Origin of the sequence: Nostoc sp., assembly GCF_036917315.1 — a bacterium.
Taxonomy (GTDB): domain Bacteria; phylum Cyanobacteriota; class Cyanobacteriia; order Cyanobacteriales; family Nostocaceae; genus Nostoc.
In genome coordinates this window covers 43,539-60,210 of sequence record NZ_JBALDR010000013.1, presented here as the reverse complement: position 1 = coordinate 60,210, position 16,672 = coordinate 43,539, and the positions used below count along the sequence as shown (strand labels likewise).

11 protein-coding genes and 1 pseudogene are annotated in these 16,672 nt (G+C 43.7%); 2 read left to right on the top strand and 10 right to left on the bottom strand.

Annotated elements, in window-relative coordinates; translation table 11 throughout:
- Positions 1-15: 15 nt before the first annotated feature.
- From V7K84_RS06580 to V7K84_RS06565, 4 genes are all read right to left on the bottom strand, one after another.
- A complete protein-coding gene (locus V7K84_RS06580; protein ID WP_334837014.1) occupies positions 16-555 on the bottom strand; it encodes a DOMON-like domain-containing protein in 540 nt (179 codons plus the stop codon).
- Positions 552-1,670: a phosphotransferase enzyme family protein gene (locus V7K84_RS06575; RefSeq protein ID WP_334837419.1), complete on the bottom strand. Its 1,119-nt coding sequence runs from the start codon at positions 1,668-1,670 to the stop codon at positions 552-554. The genes V7K84_RS06580 and V7K84_RS06575 overlap by 4 nt, the downstream gene beginning before the upstream one ends.
- 254 nt (positions 1,671-1,924) lie before the next feature.
- Positions 1,925-3,238 (bottom strand): Tudor-knot domain-containing protein, encoded by a 1,314-nt coding sequence (locus V7K84_RS06570; RefSeq protein ID WP_334837013.1) that lies wholly within the window; start codon positions 3,236-3,238, stop codon positions 1,925-1,927.
- 195 nt (positions 3,239-3,433) lie between these two features.
- Positions 3,434-3,793: a hypothetical protein gene (locus V7K84_RS06565; protein ID WP_334837012.1), complete on the bottom strand. Its 360-nt coding sequence runs from the start codon at positions 3,791-3,793 to the stop codon at positions 3,434-3,436.
- Between the two features lie 1,013 nt (positions 3,794-4,806).
- Between V7K84_RS06565 and V7K84_RS06560 the strand changes: the two genes are divergently transcribed.
- A complete protein-coding gene (locus V7K84_RS06560) occupies positions 4,807-7,095 on the top strand; it encodes an FAD/NAD(P)-binding protein (RefSeq protein ID WP_334837011.1) in 2,289 nt (762 codons plus the stop codon).
- Positions 7,096-7,177: 82 nt separating this feature from the next.
- On the opposite strand, the gene V7K84_RS06555 is transcribed toward V7K84_RS06560, so the two are convergent.
- From V7K84_RS06555 to V7K84_RS06540, 4 genes are all read right to left on the bottom strand, one after another.
- Entirely contained in the window at positions 7,178-8,050 is an 873-nt protein-coding gene (locus V7K84_RS06555) for a bile acid:sodium symporter family protein (RefSeq protein ID WP_334837010.1), read from the bottom strand.
- A 125-nt stretch (positions 8,051-8,175) separates the two neighbouring features.
- The gene (locus V7K84_RS06550) at positions 8,176-10,590 is read right to left on the bottom strand and encodes an arylsulfatase (protein ID WP_334837009.1); all 2,415 of its coding nucleotides are present in this window, start codon (positions 10,588-10,590) and stop codon (positions 8,176-8,178) included.
- On the bottom strand, positions 10,574-11,473 hold the full coding sequence (locus V7K84_RS06545) for a formylglycine-generating enzyme family protein (protein WP_334837008.1): 900 nt from the start codon (positions 11,471-11,473) through the stop codon (positions 10,574-10,576). The genes V7K84_RS06550 and V7K84_RS06545 overlap by 17 nt, the downstream gene beginning before the upstream one ends.
- 236 nt (positions 11,474-11,709) lie before the next feature.
- On the bottom strand, positions 11,710-12,480 hold the full coding sequence (locus V7K84_RS06540) for a hypothetical protein (RefSeq protein ID WP_334837007.1): 771 nt from the start codon (positions 12,478-12,480) through the stop codon (positions 11,710-11,712).
- Positions 12,481-12,522: 42 nt separating this feature from the next.
- Between V7K84_RS06540 and V7K84_RS06535 the strand changes: the two genes are divergently transcribed.
- Positions 12,523-12,852: a hypothetical protein gene (locus V7K84_RS06535; RefSeq protein WP_334837006.1), complete on the top strand. Its 330-nt coding sequence runs from the start codon at positions 12,523-12,525 to the stop codon at positions 12,850-12,852.
- Between the two features lie 105 nt (positions 12,853-12,957).
- On the opposite strand, the gene V7K84_RS06530 is transcribed toward V7K84_RS06535, so the two are convergent.
- Positions 12,958-14,808, bottom strand: coding sequence for a vanadium-dependent haloperoxidase (locus V7K84_RS06530; RefSeq protein WP_334837005.1), 1,851 nt, complete (start codon positions 14,806-14,808; stop codon positions 12,958-12,960).
- Positions 14,809-16,362: 1,554 nt separating this feature from the next.
- A pseudogene (locus V7K84_RS06525) lies at positions 16,363-16,521 on the bottom strand (oxidoreductase); the annotation flags it as partial.
- Positions 16,522-16,672: the final 151 nt, after the last annotated feature.

Below are 16,672 nucleotides of genomic sequence, written 5' to 3'. Positions count from 1 at the left end.
ATATAAAAACGTATCTCACAACTTAACAATCAAACTATCCCGCAAATGAAAGTCAGCTTCGTCACCTTTATGAGTTAAAGCCCAGTAACTCACATTACCATCTATATTTTTGATAACAGTAGTAATGCCAATTTCAATAGCTTGTTCTGCCAAGACGATTTTATCCAAATCGACATCTAACGCAAGTACCAAAGCATTAGCTTGATTATGAACGCTAAACGGTAGCTTTTCAAAAGCTGTTTCCTCTTGCATTCCTTGACGATAGCCATCAAAGCGATAGACATTCCAGTGTCCGGCAGGAGAGAGATTAAACTCCCAATACCGTGCAGAATCTTTAATGCTAAGAAAAAACTCGAAGCAGGTATCTTCCCAAAGTTCATGCTTGCGTGATGGTGCATTTGATGGTGAGGCAACTGTAATTTTTTTTAAGTTGCCTCCAAGGTTGTAGCAGATGGTAAGTTGATTAGCATTTCGGGAGATATTGCCTGTAATTTTCAAATCAGGAAAAGACTCGGTGGAAGGGAAGGGTTGCAGGGAAAATGTCTGGTTGTTCATTTCATATCTTGGATAATTTTGCGAATCTGCGTTTCTTGAGATTCAATACTTTCAGTCAGCTTAAACTGGACGATCGCTCTTGCTAAATTATGTTCTGGGTGCTTAACTTTGAAGTAGACATTCCCTGCTAAATAATCAGCAAAAAATCTCAGTCCTAGTTCAAAAGTAATTAGACGAATGGCATCATATATGTATGCATAATCATTCTCGGTCAGAAATGCCTTAGCCACAGCGAGATAACCCTGGAGGATTTCTTGACACAGATCGGTATCGAAATAAATACTTTCCCAATTCTCGGTTTCTTCGCCAGCCGGATTGCAACCCGATCGCAGGCAATCACCAATATCATAATGTACCAAACCGGGTTTCACGGTGTCGAGGTCGATGACGCTAACGGCTTGCTGGGTAACAATGTCAAACATAACATTGTTGATTTTCGGATCGCCGTGCATCAGACGTAGGGGTAGCTTGCCTTCAGCTTTGGCATTTTCTAGGATATGTGCAAAGGTTTGGCGATCGCTAACAAACTGCAAGCAATAATTAACTTCCGAAGATTGACGCACACTAGTTTTCGGCAAAACTTCCTCGTAATGCTGGAGATAAAACGGTGTAATATGGAAGCCTTCGAGGGTGTCAGCAAGTTTTTCTGCTGGCAAATCGCTGATTAGATTGTGGAACATCCCCAAGGCATAACCGATTTCTTTCGCGTGGGAGCGATCGCGCATATTATCAAAAGACTGGGAGCCTTCAATAAAGCTGATTGCCCGCCAAAATGAGCCGTCTGCATCCTTCAAGTGGTCTTGAGCGTTTTCGGTCAACAGTACCCGTGGCACTTCCCAGCGACGATTAAGGGGCATATCCTGCAACCTTTTTTGAACGTGTTCAGTTAAGGTACGCATATTCTGCATAATCAGTTGTGGTTGACGGAACACCTGTGTGTTAATGCGTTGCAGGACAAAATGTTGTTCTTTGGAAGAATCTAGAGTTGCTAAAAAGGTGTCATTGATATTACCACTGCCAAATGCTTTAACGCCTGTAACCTTTCCCAGTTGGGCGAATTGGTTAGCGATCGCAACTAGATTTCGGGTATCCTGTGTATTAAATTCTTTTATCATCTGTTTCATCTTTACAACTCCTCACGTACTTTGCACGAAAGCAATAGGGGATATCGTAGCGCAAGTGTCAGGATAATTTGTAATTCGTAATTCGTAATTCGTAATTCGTAATTGATTAACGAGATGTCAATTATGATTTTTAAAAGTACTAGAGCAATATTGAATCCATTCGTGAAAAACAAGATTCCCGGCTTTTTTGAAAAGTCGGGAATCTGCGGGTTGCAATTTTTGTCAACCCCGTGTTAATTCAACAGTTAGGAAATCTCATCGCTATCAACCCACTCGTCATAAGATGAGTCATAATCAACGTAGTGAAGAAAGTATTGTTGACCTTGGATTTGCTCAATCGTTGCGGAATACCAAGCCTCTTGGTCATCATCCCAACATTTTACCTTTTGACCTACTGCATATCCATTTTCATCAGTGGAGCGAAGATCGCGAGTCCGAATGTCATCTTCGCCTACCCACTCGTCATAAGATGAACCGTAACCAAGGTAATGAACAAAGAACTGGTCATCTTCGATTTTCTCAATAGTTCCCTGATACCAATCCTCGTCATCATTATCCCAAACTTCTACTGTTTTGCTGACTTCATACTGAGTCTTATCTGATTTATCTGATTTAGCAGCAGATGAGACATCTTGAATCGGCTTTTGTTCATCTTGTTTGATTTCCTCTTTTACTAGAGCGTATGCTTGCAAAATCAAACTGCGAGCGACAGTTTGAATTCCTGTATGCTCGTAGTAATTGGTAGTTTGATCTAGGAATGCTGCAACTAAATCTAAATTATCATCAGCAATCTGAATAAAATTACCCAAATGACTAGAAATTGATTGCGGGGTTACGCCTGTCTTGGCTACTAAATTATTCATCCAGCCTTGCACGGAGTTGAAACCCTGATTGATAAAACCAAGTTTATCAGAAGGATTACTGCCTGGAAGAAAGTTATTAACGGCTAAGAAAACCGGATTTTGAGTTATTGTACTAGAATCAGTACCACTAATAACTCCGTGAATTTTGCTGAGAAAGTCAGGCCCCAATGGCAGAATTCCATCTAGACAAACTAAAGCTACCATCCGCATTAGAGATGCATTTTGATAGTTGTTAGTCAGGGAATTAGCAAACTCTTGGGGATTAGGTTGAGGAATACCGTTTAGTTTGCAAAAGGCAATGATTTCGACGGCAATTTTCAATAATAAGTCAATAGATTGAGTGACATCAGCTTTAGGAGTAATTTTACCTAAAAAGGAGAGAAAGCCGATTTTTTCACTAACTTTATTCGCTAAAGCCGCCGCTGCCATCGCTGTGTCTGCCTTATCAATTGTTTGATAAAGTTTGATTGCGAACCCGTAGCCTTGTTGAGGATCTTCGTATAAGGTGACAGCGCGATCGCGGATTTTCTGAATTACCTTAGCATCAGTTTCTCCAGTAATGGTGCGGATACTATTGTCAAACCCCGTTAAATTGCTCCATTCACCTGGTGCTACATAATCAAGAGCTTTTAAAACTTTGACAGTAATATTGTCAGTCGGTAACTCGTCAACCAACTGAATAATTGATTTATCCATCAGCCGATCCTTAAAACTCCAGATATTGTTACAACACGGTTCAGAACAGCCCATATCTAGCGCTGGGCAATTACTAAACCGTATTTATAGAGTTCCCCAACCCGATCAAAAAATAACGATGTTAGTAACAGACGCTACACCTTAAGATATTGCATAGGCGATCGCATCCCAGACAAAACCCAAATGGATTGTGTATTATTTCGCCAAAACTACGCTTTGACGCACAGCACGCTTGCGATCGCTTTTACGAGTACCTCCAGCCATCTGATATTCATGGCTATTATTACCATATTTATAAGCAATACCACGCAAAATTTTCTCAGAATAGTCTGCTAAATCCTGTTCATTTTCGACGAGTTGGGTTAGTAAGACATCGATAGTAGAGAGGGTAGTATTGTATGCTTCTAGAGATTGCCGCATTCTTTCGATTTTCTCAGTATAATCTTTGACTGTTAGCCCCTCTCCGACATCGAGAGTTTGACTAATAGATTTAACGCTTGCTAGACGTAGTTCAGCTTTGCCAAGAGTACGTGAATTGCGTTTTCGCCTTCCCATAATTAATACTCATTTTCTTAATTTTTCATAACTCTATAGTGGACAATTGTTGAAAAGGTTGTCATACGTGGAATTGTTGATTTTTCTAAAAAAGCCTAAAATTTATTTGCCTTATCCTAATTAGTAATTACGAACTATGAATTACAAATTATGAATTGATATAATGTCAAAGCGGAAACTGCTACAGCTTGCGCGAAACACGGAAACGTTAAAGCAGAAGTTGCTGCAAGCAAAGCGGAAGCTGCTACAGCTTGCGCAAAACACGGAAACGTGAAAGCGAAAGTTGCTGCAAGCAAAGCGGAAGTTGCTACAGCTTGCGCAAAACACGGAAACGTTAAAGCGGAAGTTGCTGCAAGCAAAGCGGAAGTTGCTGCAAGATCGGACGCCAATTGATATTAGAGGTTGTTTGACAAGTGCTTAGGTATGATTTTAGGCACTCATTGATCCCCCCTAGCCCCCCTTAAAAATGGGGAAAGACTTCTTAAAGTCCCCCTTTTTAAGGGGGATTTAGGGGGATCTAAAACTTTTTGCTACCAACAACAGGACTTTTTAAACATCCTCTTAGAAAGCGATGGCTACGCCCGTCGCAGGCATCGCAATAACAGTAATTAATTTCCCTAAACAAAACTTCCCTGAGCAAAACGTTCCCTGAGCGAAGTCGTTCGCGTAGCGTCTTGCAAGGAAAGGAACATTCTAATTGCTTTTAGTACCAATGCCATCGCAGAGAGTGCGATCGCTTACATTGGGATTTGCACTTTTTACTCAGCACTTTTTACTCAGCACTCTTCATTTTTTACCCCTTATCTTTTTCCCCACTTCTGCAAGAAGTCTACTGTGCAACCCAAAACAACGGTTAATTTATCAATTAAATGTATTTAATAGCTGAAAGCAGCTATTATAAGAATCTATAAGCAATCAAATCTTAATTCTTTCATCTGGGTTGGAAAAGCATTGAGTGCCAGTCAAGAGACTTGATGAAATCAGTATAACTATTGATTGTAACTAAAACCGCTATGAACCCTAGTTTTTTAACTGCCCATACTCCAACCACGATCGCTATTGTTGGCGGAGGTTTTAGTGGTTCTCTAGTCGCTACCCACCTATTGAAAACTGCTACCCAACCCCTCACCATTAAGCTGATTGAGCGCAGCGATCAAATTGGCAAGGGAATCGCCTACAGCACCGATACCAACTGTCATTTGCTGAATGTATCGGCAGGTAACATGAGTGCATTTGCCCACGATCCAGGGCATTTGTTACGTTGGCTTCAGCACAACCGCAATGAGTTGACAGCATTTTTTTCAGAAGAAGTCAATGCCAGTACCTTCATACCTCGTAAAGTCTATGGTTTATACATTCAATCGGTTTTAGCAGAAGCAGAAGCCACAGCGCCCAGTGATGTGCGACTAGAACGCTTCACCGATGAAGTGGTAGGGGTACAGCCTGAAAAAAAAAGTGTAATGATTTCTCTGCGTAGTGGTCGCTGTTTTGCCGCAGACAGAGTTGTGTTGGCATTGGGGAACTCACCTTCTGCACCCCTCGCTATTCAAAACCCAAATAGTAATGATGAAAGTTATCTGCGAAATGCTTGGTCAGCCGATGCTTTAGCAGACCTTGATGCTGATGCACCTGTGTTGCTAATTGGTACGGGACTGACGATGGTGGACATGGTTTTATCTCTGAGCGATCGCCAGCATAGAGGTAAAATTTATGCTGTGTCCCGACGAGGATTATTCCCGCTCAAACATCAAGCGGCTCAACCTTATCCCTGCTTCTTAACGCTAGAAAATTCACCAAAAAGTGTGCGCGACTGGTTACGTCGGCTACGTACCGAGGTGGAAATTGCGGCTACCCAAGGCTACGACTGGCGGGCAGTAATTGATTCTCTGCGTCCGATGAATCAGAAAATCTGGCAAAAACTACCAACCGAAGAACAACAACGTTTCTTGCGTTATCTGACACCCTATTGGGATGTGCATCGTCACCGCATTGCTCCAAAAGTGGCGGATGTTGTCACCCAAATGCTGGATTCTGCTCAACTCACCATTGCCGCCGGGCGGATTCGAGAATATCAAGCTTTGCCGGACGGTGTAGCTGTTACCGTCTGCCAGCGCAAAACCCAAACTAATCATATCTTGCACGTCCGCCGAGTGGTGAATTGTACAGGGGTAGCAGCAGATTATCGCCGATCGTCTCATCCTTTGATTACTGATTTGCGATCGCAGAAATTAATTCGCCCCAATGCCATCGGTTTAGGATTAGATACAGATACCTACGGTGCTTTATATGCAGCAGACGGTAACGTTTCGGCGCTGTTTTATACCTTGGGAACCCCACGCAAGGGCGACTTGTGGGAAACTATCGCTGTACCAGAATTACGGGGACAGGCACAGGAATTATCTAAGGCGTTATTGCAGTCGCTACCAGTGCGTGTGCGTCCTATTCCGACGATGCCTTTGTTAAGCGATCGCAGTGCAGAGATACCGCAGTCAACTTTCCTATTTCGGCAGTTTTTTGACCCTGCAACTAGTAGTTATACTTACTTAATTGGCGATCGGCAGACAGGAGATGCTGTTCTAGTCGATCCTGTATTAGAGCAAGTTGACCGCGATTTGGAATCATTGGATGAACTGGGATTAAAGCTACGCTACTGTCTAGAAACCCACCTCCATGCCGATCATATTACAGGGGCAGGCAAACTTAGGCAAAAAACAGGCGCTCAAGCGATCGTTCCCCAGAATACTGCTGTGACAAAAGCCGATCGCTCCCTTGTCGGTGGCGAAATCTTAGAGGTGGGATCGGTAATCATCGAAACAATTTTCACACCAGGACACAGCGCCAGTCACATAGCATATTTGGTGAACAAAACCCATCTGTTAACTGGTGATGCCTTATTTATTCGTGGTTGTGGACGCACAGATTTTCAGGGGGGCGATCCTGGAACTTTATACGATGTCGTGACACAACGCTTATTCACCTTGCCAGATGATACCTTGGTATACCCTGCTCATGATTATAAAGGGCGCACTGTTTCCACTATTGGTGAAGAAAAGCGGCTTAATCCCAGATTTAGCGATCGCAGTCGCAGCCAATTCATTACCATCATGAATAATCTCAAATTGAGTTATCCCCAGAAGATGAATGCAACAGTACCGGCGAATGAATACTGTGGTGATTTTATTCCTCAAGAAAGCTTAGACCAAGCTACGAGTTCGGCAACAGATGAAGAACAGAAACAAATAGAACTCACAGTTATGACTAATACAGAAATATACAATGATTACTTTGCTATGTATATCTAGAGCAGAGTGAAAATCAAAATTTTTCCACCCAGGGACTTTCGTCAAAATGAGTAACATAGATATTTTTGCAGCTACAAGAGTTTCAACCCTCTACCTGCTCTATCTCTACACTTGTTCCTTGGTCTAGTTCTATGAACTTTGGCCCGGCAATCAAAACTACAATCATCATTAAAATACTCGTCACCATAATGATGCTCACGACGCTGGGATCTTCAAAATTACTTGTAGCTACTAATAATGCGGCGGCAAAATTACGTTGAGCTGTTCCCACTCCTAGCACTCGTTGGGTATCGATACCAGGACCGCCCAAAAGATAACCTACGCTAAAGGAGAAGACTATGAAAACGGCACAAACGAAAATTGCACCTGTTTGTAATAAGCTAATAATATCGTTAGTGTGAACTATCAGCCTGACTACCAGACCTAAAAGCAATCCAGCATTAGATAATTTGAACAAAATCGGCTGGATAGTGGGGGCGATCGCACTCAATTTTGCTTTGATGAATAACCCAACGATCAATGGGCTAACCATCATTAACAATAAGGGTTTGGCAATGTCCCAGGAGTTAATTTGCACACCTTCCACCACTAAGGGTAGTACAATCGGCATATAAAAAATTGTGCCCAGCATTAGCAACATCATTAATCCCACCGAGAAAGCGATATTGCCTTTGACTATGTGGGCAAGTTTCGGTAGTGCTGGAGGCCCTGATGCTACTGCCATAATCAGTAAGCCATCTCTTAGTGGTTCGCTTAAATGTACTACTTGCAATAGTAAATATACAAAAACTGGCACTAGTACAAAATTTGTTAGTAGCGATGATATGACTAAGCGGGGGTTGCGGAGTGGTTCCCAAATCTGTTGTACGGTGAGACTTAACCCTGCACCCAGCATGGTGAACACGATAAATGTGAAAAGTGCGAGTTTATCAATTAGTGACAAGATTTCGTTCATGATTTTTTTTCACGCAGAGACGCAAAGGGGCAGGGGAGCAGAGGAGCAGGGGGGCAGAGGGGCAGAGGGGAATGAGGAATAAATTACCCTTTAACCCTTCCCCTTTCCCCAATCCTTAGTCCCTATTACTTCAATTCCAGGGTGACTTGCTGTAAGTTGCCGGTGAATGCAAAGGGTGTTTGGTAAGTATCTACCGCAGGTGTGCCAGTATCTTGACCAACATCAAAGGTTTCATCTAAACCAAATCGGTAGCCTACAGTTTTATCAATGTGGCCTTCGGCAACCTGTCGATCGTTGATTGAGAGCTTACCAGTACCACCTGCTCCCGGAGCGCCACCATCATAAGTAAAGTCAAATTTAATTTGGGATTTACCGATCGCAATTGGTTGGGAAGATTGAATGATTGTGCGATCGCTATTTAACAAGTTGTAAGCAAAGGTGGGTTTACCTTCTTGCAAGAAGAAACTCCAACCCGCAAAACGTCCGCCTTGGGTAACTAAAACGCCTTCAGTACCAGATGAAGCAGCATCCACATCGGCAGTGATGCTAAAGGAGCGATTCTTAATATTGGGAGCGCTACCTTCGGGAATCCCTGCAACAGATGTGTAATAAGTAAACCTATTACGTCCTGTGATTAGGTTGGAACGGATTTTGACATCAAACCGTTGAAGTAAGCGATCGTCTAAGGGCAGAACTTTGTATTTCTCTGCTTCCTTCAGAAATAGATTTTGTAGTTGCGCTAACTTGTCAGGGTTCTGCTTGGCTAAATCGTTGGCTTCACTGAAGTCTTTGGTAATATCGTATAGTTCCCAATTATCTTCATCGAAGGTGGTTTTCGAGACACGCTCCCAAGGTAAGCGTCCATGACGGGCGGCTGCTACCCAACCTCGATCGTAAATGCCACGATTGCCAAACATCTCAAAATATTGGGTTTTGTGATGGGATGCTACAGCAGGATCGTCAAAGCTATAAACAAGGCTAGTACCTTCGATGGGTTGTTGTTTTACACCGTTGACTACCTCTGGTTCTTTAATCCCCACAGCTTCTAGAATTGTAGGGGCAATATCAATTACATGATGGAATTGGCTTCGCAATCCACCACGATTTTTGATGCGATCGCCCCAAGCTACAACTAAACCATTGCGGGTTCCGCCGAAGTGAGAAGCAATTTGTTTTGTCCATTGGAAGGGGCTATCCACTGCCCAAGCCCAAGCTGCATGAAAATGATTGAAGGTTTTTGGCCCACCTAAATCATCAAAAGCCGCGAGAACTTCTTGAGGACTTTCTGCTACGCCATTAAAGACTTTTAATTCATTAACACTACCTGTTAAGCCGCCTTCAGCACTCGCACCATTATCGCCGGCGATGAAAAAGACTAAGGTGTTATCCAATTCACCCAGTTGGTCTATAGCGTCAATGACTCTACCAATTTGTGCATCGGTATGGCTGAGGAAACCTGCAAATACTTCCGCCTGACGCGCATAAACTTTCTGCTCGGTGGGAGTGAGGGAATCCCAAGCTGGGAGTTCTGCCGGGCGAGGGGTCAGCTTCGTATCGGCGGGAATTACACCAAGAGCTAGCTGACGAGCAAAAATGTCTTCGCGTAATTTATCCCAACCTCGATCGAATTTACCCTTGTACTTGTCGATCCATTCTTTGGGCGCATGGTGTGGGGCATGGGTAGCGCCAGTGGCAAAGTAGGTAAAGAAGGGTTTATCTGGAGCGATCGCTTGTTGGGTACGAATCCACTTAATCGCATGGTCTGCTAGATCGGGGGTGAGGTGATAATCAGGGCGATGTCTACGACGGGCTGCGCCTACGCTTGGTTTCTGAATATGTTGAGTATTTTCTACCAAAGCTGGACTCCATTGATTGGTATCACCGCCCAGAAATCCATAGAAGTACTCAAAACCTAAACCTGTCGGCCAGCGATCGAATGGGCCTGCTGCACTGGTTTCATAGTCTGGGGTATTGTGCCATTTGCCAAAGGCCGCCGTGTTATATCCATAGTCTCGCAATACTTCAGCGATCGTTGCCGCACTTCTAGGTAAAATCGCAGTATAACCTGGATAGCCTGTGGCTAACTCCTCAACCACACCTGTATTCACAGAATGGTGATTGCGTCCCGTGAGCAATGCGGCTCTGGTAGGAGAGCAGAGTGCTGTAGTGTGGAATTGGTTATAACGCAATCCCCTTGCTGCTAGACGGTCTAAATTAGGCGTATCGATCGAACCGCCAAAGGTGCTGGTTTGTCCAAAACCGACATCATCAAGCAACACCAGCAACACGTTTGGTGCATTTTCTGGAGCCTTAATTGGTTTGGGGAAGTCTGGTTCGGATTCTTTGTAAGTAATGCCAATTTTGCCTTTAAAAGATGGTTGGGGTAATGGCAATTTGTCGCCGTAGTCCGCCCAAGCAGGTAGAGGTAAGAGACTAGAAAATATTAGCGTCAGGGCTGTCAAAAAGGCGATCGCACCAGAAGCTAACTTGAGAGATGCATACAAAGAATCTCTCTTGTGAGGATCAGTCAGTTGTGCCATTATTGTTGCTCATCAAAGATAGTGTGCTGGAAGGCAAATTTTTAACTAGCCGAAACCCGATATGAGTAGTTCCCGTATCGGGTGATTCTGACTCCCGCGCCGCCGGGCGGAAGCGGCTACAGTAATTGGGAGCGCAGAGATACGATCCCCCCTTGATTACGTGTAGTTGTGATTCATCGGGCTTTTTGGGATCAAAGCTTTGATTTAAGGCAATAGGATTAATTTGATCGGATTTGCGATCGCGTCCGACTTGAAAGAAATCAGTAGTCCATTCCCACACATTGCCAGTCATGTCATAGAGTCCATAACCATTGGGTGCAAAAGAACCGATGGGAGCAATGCCCAAGTGACCATCGGCTTTGGTGTTGAAAAAGGGAAAAATTCCTTGCCAAGTGTTGGCTCTATGTTCAGAATATTCATCGCCCCAAGCATAGATTGCACCATCCAAGCCACCACGGGCGGCGTATTCCCATTGGGCTTCGGTGGGTAGGGATTTTCCTGACCATTTAGCGTAGGCTAGAGCATCTTCGTAAGCTATATGAACAACTGGATAGTTGGATTTGCTAGCGATTCCACTGTCTGGCCCAAAAGGATGTTGCCAATTCGCGCCAGTAGTCCAATGCCACCAACTCAGAAAGGAAACTTGCTTGACACCCGGTTTTGCCATCTCAAATACTAGGGAACCTGGTAATCGCTGCTCATCGGGTAAATCGGGAAACTGTTCTTGAGATAAGGGACGCTCTGCAACTGTCACATATCCTGTGGCTTTGACAAATTCATCAAATTGTGTATTTGTTACCTCATATTTATCAATACAGAAGTTAGTCACCGTTATATCTCCAGGCGATCGCTCCTCCACAAAACTGGAATTATCAGACCCCATTTTGAACGTTCCTCCTGAAATCATCGCCATACCTTTGGGACAGGGATTGATTGTGGCTGCCAATGCGGTTGTATTGATGAATAAGAGTGCGATCGCTATTCCCTGAATGAATATTAGTGTGAGAAAGCAATATTTTTTTCCATCCCTAATATTCTCAATTTTGTTACTTTTAATTGAATGCCTGTAGTTCATCAATAAGATTCAACTTTTCTTAAAACTTATATTATTTTCAATCATCAGTTGTTTGAATGAACTTGAGAAGAAGTTATTTTTTCTCCTTCGTAAGCTAGGGCTTGGTCGCCTGCTTGGGCAAATGTTTGGGCGAGTTCAAGCAGTTTTTGTCGTTCTTGCTCGTTAACGATACCAGTCGGAGGCGGCATTCGTTTTTCTTTAATTTGGCGCACCGTTTCGTGTCGTAAAGAGAGCGCTTGATTTGGATAACTCAGCAATAATAAAGGATTCTGCTTCGCTGCGTTATCTGGACTATGGCAAACAATACAAGCGTGTTGACGTAGATTAACTTCAAATGCACGATAAGCAGCATCAACTTTAGCAACGTGTGGGTTTGATGGAGAAAACAAACGGGTATATAGTGTTACATAAGGTTGCTTTTTGCCATGAGCATCATTCCAAACCCAGCTACCATCCCATACATGATTTACTACTGGTCTTTGTGAGTCAACCACAGCTGAACGTAGCGCCCCTTTTAGCTTTTTCTGTTCTATAAACAGAAGTAATTCAGTACTTTGCTGGTAAGAATTCCACTTTTTCGATGAGTGCCAAAAAGGATAAGGATAAGCACCAATATCAAGCTGATTGCGGAACTGAATGGGAAGGTGAATCACAATTAAATTGTTTACCTGTTCAACTTTTGGTTCACCTTTGAACATAAAAGTGGGTAGGTATATGCGACGCCAAACTAATGGATCAAATTTAGTTGTTTGATTATCTTTGAGATTGTAATTACCTACTTTGCTTTGAGCGCCCCACAAAAAGGGTGCATTCATGGTTTCGCGGAGAGTTGTTAGGTTACAGCGCTTCCGGCTATTATGCAATACAGTTTTTCTCCTTGCCCTCTCCTATCAAAGCTTTCAGATTTGGGAATGTACCTCATAGCTGCCGTAAGTGCTGTAACGAGTTTGTCAGCGCATGAGTTGAAGGCAGCTAAATTTTTAGCATCAGAGACAACGGGACAAGCAGCAATAATTTCTTTACCTAATTTCTTAGCTAGTTCTATGTCCGGCGATGCTTCTTTTGCTAATACTATATTTTTGGGATTGAGTGCTTGTGTTGTAGATATCAAGAACGCGTTCGTCGAAGACGTTAGCAAAGCTATCGCTACCGCTATGCTCAATAACATAGATCGCGACCGAGAGTAAAATCTCCGAAGATTAGACATTGTAAAACTCTGAGACTAAATAGGATTTAAGTAAATATAGAGACGCGATATTTCGCGTCTCTATATTTTCTAAACAGTTAAAGCCTTAAATTGTGATTTTTGTACCATCAAACTTGGTGAAGGTGAAACCTGCAAATTTTTCGCGGAACGTTAGCTTTTCATCTCTGAGAATGCTGATGGCGATCGCTTCGCCAAGGGCCAACGACGCTGCTGCATCTGTGCGCCAGTGAATCCCAGCACTATCACGACCCAAGCCAATATTTGCCGCCAGTTTGTTCAATTCGCCGCCCACGGTCAGCAGTGGGCCTTGATAGGGAATCAACTTGGTGGGATCTTTGGGATCGGCTACCACCGGATTCGGAATCACATAACTCTCATCAAATAGTGCTTTCAAAATCGTGACACTGGCACCTGCGGACACCGAAGCACCTCCTGGATAAGAAGAGTGGAATGGTGCCCCTTCAGGAAAAGCTTGCGGTAGCAGATAGGATTTGTTTTTGCTGAAGAAGCGGTCTAGTACTTCTGAGTTAAAAACATCGGGGTGAATCGGATAGTTTGTTTTATTCACCTTGTTGTTGTGAACCAACCCACCATAAGCCTCTGCTCGCAGACGACGGTGAACATAGTACTTCTGCCAATAAGCCGCTCTGATTGCATGTGGAGCAACCCAAGCGATGAGAGATTGTGAATACCCTGGACCAAATGTCGCACTACCACCCGCTTGGGTCTTCGAGTTGTTATAAGGATTACCGGGATTGTAAGGTGAGCCAACGCCACCAGCTAGGAGGTTATCAATGGCTGGCTTGGCGAGTAGAATTAGAGCAGCATTTGCATAGACGGGTGGTGGCGTGTGGGCAATCTCTGACTGGTCGCGCCCGTTGATAAAGTAGCGACGGGTTGAGTCAAACTTAATCGTTCGACCAGAATCGCCACCATTTTGCACCAGCAACCACTCGTTATAGTTGGTTTGAAAACTGTTTTCGGGAATAGCTAGGGGAACACGGTTAAGCTGAACATAACTCTGTGTTCCTGCGGGCACAGGACGCAGTAAAAACTGGGAGACGTATGGCCCAACATCTACCCCTGGTAACGTGTAGTAAGTTGTTCCACCAGAGCCATTAACGTAAATCGCGGTGCCTCGAAATAGGAGTTCGGGTGTAACTCGTCCATTCTGTTTAGGCCCTTTGAATGCTGACAACCGATTCAGATCCTGAACTGCTGCCAGAATCAGCGGGTTAGTTGTATTATTGCGGAACTCGCTAAAGGGTACATCCTGCAACAGTTGTTGCCAAGCAATTTCGAGGAATTCAGCCGCCTGCTCTGCACTATCGAGGGTCGGTGGCACTGGAATTGTCAATTGGGTCGGATTCAGCCCACTCAAGCTAACCGCTAATGGACCGAGCGGTTGTACCAGCTTCCGTTTGCCACCCAGGATGATATTTTCATACTCATTGGGATCATCGGAGGTCAACGCATTAATAAAAGATTGATAAGCCTTCAGATCCACTTCGCCCAGCTTGTTATGGGGTAATCCTCGTGTATCCGTCGCAATTTTGTTAGCATACTTCGCCTCATCTCCATTGGTGGGATGAGGAGGAATAGGAATTTCCGAATTAACCTTGGCTGCTCTTATACGTACTTGAAAAGCTCTATTACGAAAGTTGCTATAGTTAAACGTTGCAGGAGTAAACGTTGCAGGAGGTCTTTGGGCCTGGACAATATTTCCTCCTTTCTTCAAGGAAAGGGATGAGCTGAAAACCCCTGCCACAACACTAGCTGCACTAAACAAACCGGCGCGACCGAGAAATGAGCGTCTGCTGGTACGACTACCAAAAAAACGTTTGCTAGCTACACGGGGTTGTTTCAGTTTATCTATTTCGCTATTAACCTGAGTATCTTGCTCGGAACCTTGATGAGAATTTGAATCTAATTGCATGAGATGTTCTCCACTAGAAAAAATAATGCAAAAATTTAGTCATAAGTGAATACATGAGCGTCTGAAAACTAGAACAACCAGCCACACACAAAATGCCCACCTCTAGAGAAACAGGGTAATCTAACGAGATTTGGTGATGATATCTGGGGTTACTTTACTGGAAGGTAACTTACATAGGAGTGATATCAGGTTCGGTTAAACATTTAATAATATCTGTAGGTTGGGTTGAAGAACGTAGAACCGAATGGGAATAGCGTCTACTACAGAAGGGGCTTCCCGCAGGGGAACCCAACATTTGATCCTTGTTCATCTTGGGTTTTACTGCCGTTAAACTCAACCTACATTGATAGATTTTATTAGAAGTAATCACCCAAACTTGATATGATTCTCCTGACAGTCATACCAGCGCTGAATGCCGATATTATTTATGCCTTCATTGCATGGCTGTTATAGTTTTGTAGTTGTAATCAGTCCGATCGGATGTTGCCGGGATTAAAGCACAGCTAAAACCACCGCTTGCTTCCAGTCAAGCTAAATAATCCTGTAAGTCTATCGATTTACCGTATTTTAGATAACTTAAATCAGACTTTCTCACAATCGGTGATAAAAATCAAGAGGTTTTTACAATAAACTCAGCAAGAGCGTGAAAGCCCCAGAGAAACAGGCGCACAGCATCGTATTCTCTGCTTGAGACTGTGGATGAAACGCGACGCAGTGGGTTTTGATCGAGTATTAAAGGCGGTTGTTGTTGAAAGGTTGAGTTGAGAGAACTAGGTGTAGTCCGTCGTAGACATCGCTTCCAGACAGTTTCAGAATCTGGATTCGATTATTGTTTTCCGAGGGTGAGAAACCAAGGTTAAGGAGGGATAGACGTTTCTAGTTGTTAGGGCGTAAGTCCGCTTTGCGTTCACTCTGTTCATAGTGCGAATGGCACGCTTGTTAAGCGTAAATCCCTGATATTTCTGGATGAAAGGGTGTGGGGTTGCAGGTTCGGGTGTAGAGAATTAAGAAGATGTTGAACTACTTGACGCATGACGCACTCGCATTCAATTGTCTGGAACACTATACCCAATACCCTACCCCCAACACCCTGCCCTCACGAGGTTCCACATGAGTCTTAGTGCCGAATGGCACGCTTGAAAAGCTGAAACCTTCTTGCTGGCAGGGTGTGGGAGGTGTGGGAGGATGGGGAGGCAATGCAGCATTTGTTGATATGCAGTTATTCAATTTCTCCTCTTTCTCCCCACACTTCCCCCACTCCCCACACTCCCCACACTCAAAAATCTTGTTATATCAGGGCTTTGCGATTAACAAGCGTGCCATTCGTTCATAGTGCTTTTTCCTTACCCCTGGATTAAGATAATTTGCACGGATGAGGACATTGGTAGAAACATTGCATTTCAACGTCTCGACTAATTTTTTTGATGAAGTTTTAGCAGACTTGCATATCACCAGCCTTGAAATAGTATCAGCAAAGCTTAATGTTAGCAACTCAGAAAGTTTGTATGCTTAGTATTAAAGCAAAAAAACAGTCCACACTACGACCGGAATGCATACTATACCTGCACCGCCAACTGCGCGAGAAGCTAGATGAATAACGTGCCAATCATTAGCATATCCATTTGTACTGGAATATTGGCACATCGGTGAAACGGCGATGCGGTTGCGAAAAACAACTTCACGAATCTTGAATGGTTCAAATAGATGTGCCATTAATCTTAATTCCTTCTCTTGCTACGTAAAATAAGTCGGGCAGGGATTTGCAGCATGAATTCGATTTCGCATTAAACAACTGGAGATTTTCTCTTTCGTACACTGAAATGAGCGATAAACGCCACAGCCAACAAAAAGAATCCCAAAGCAC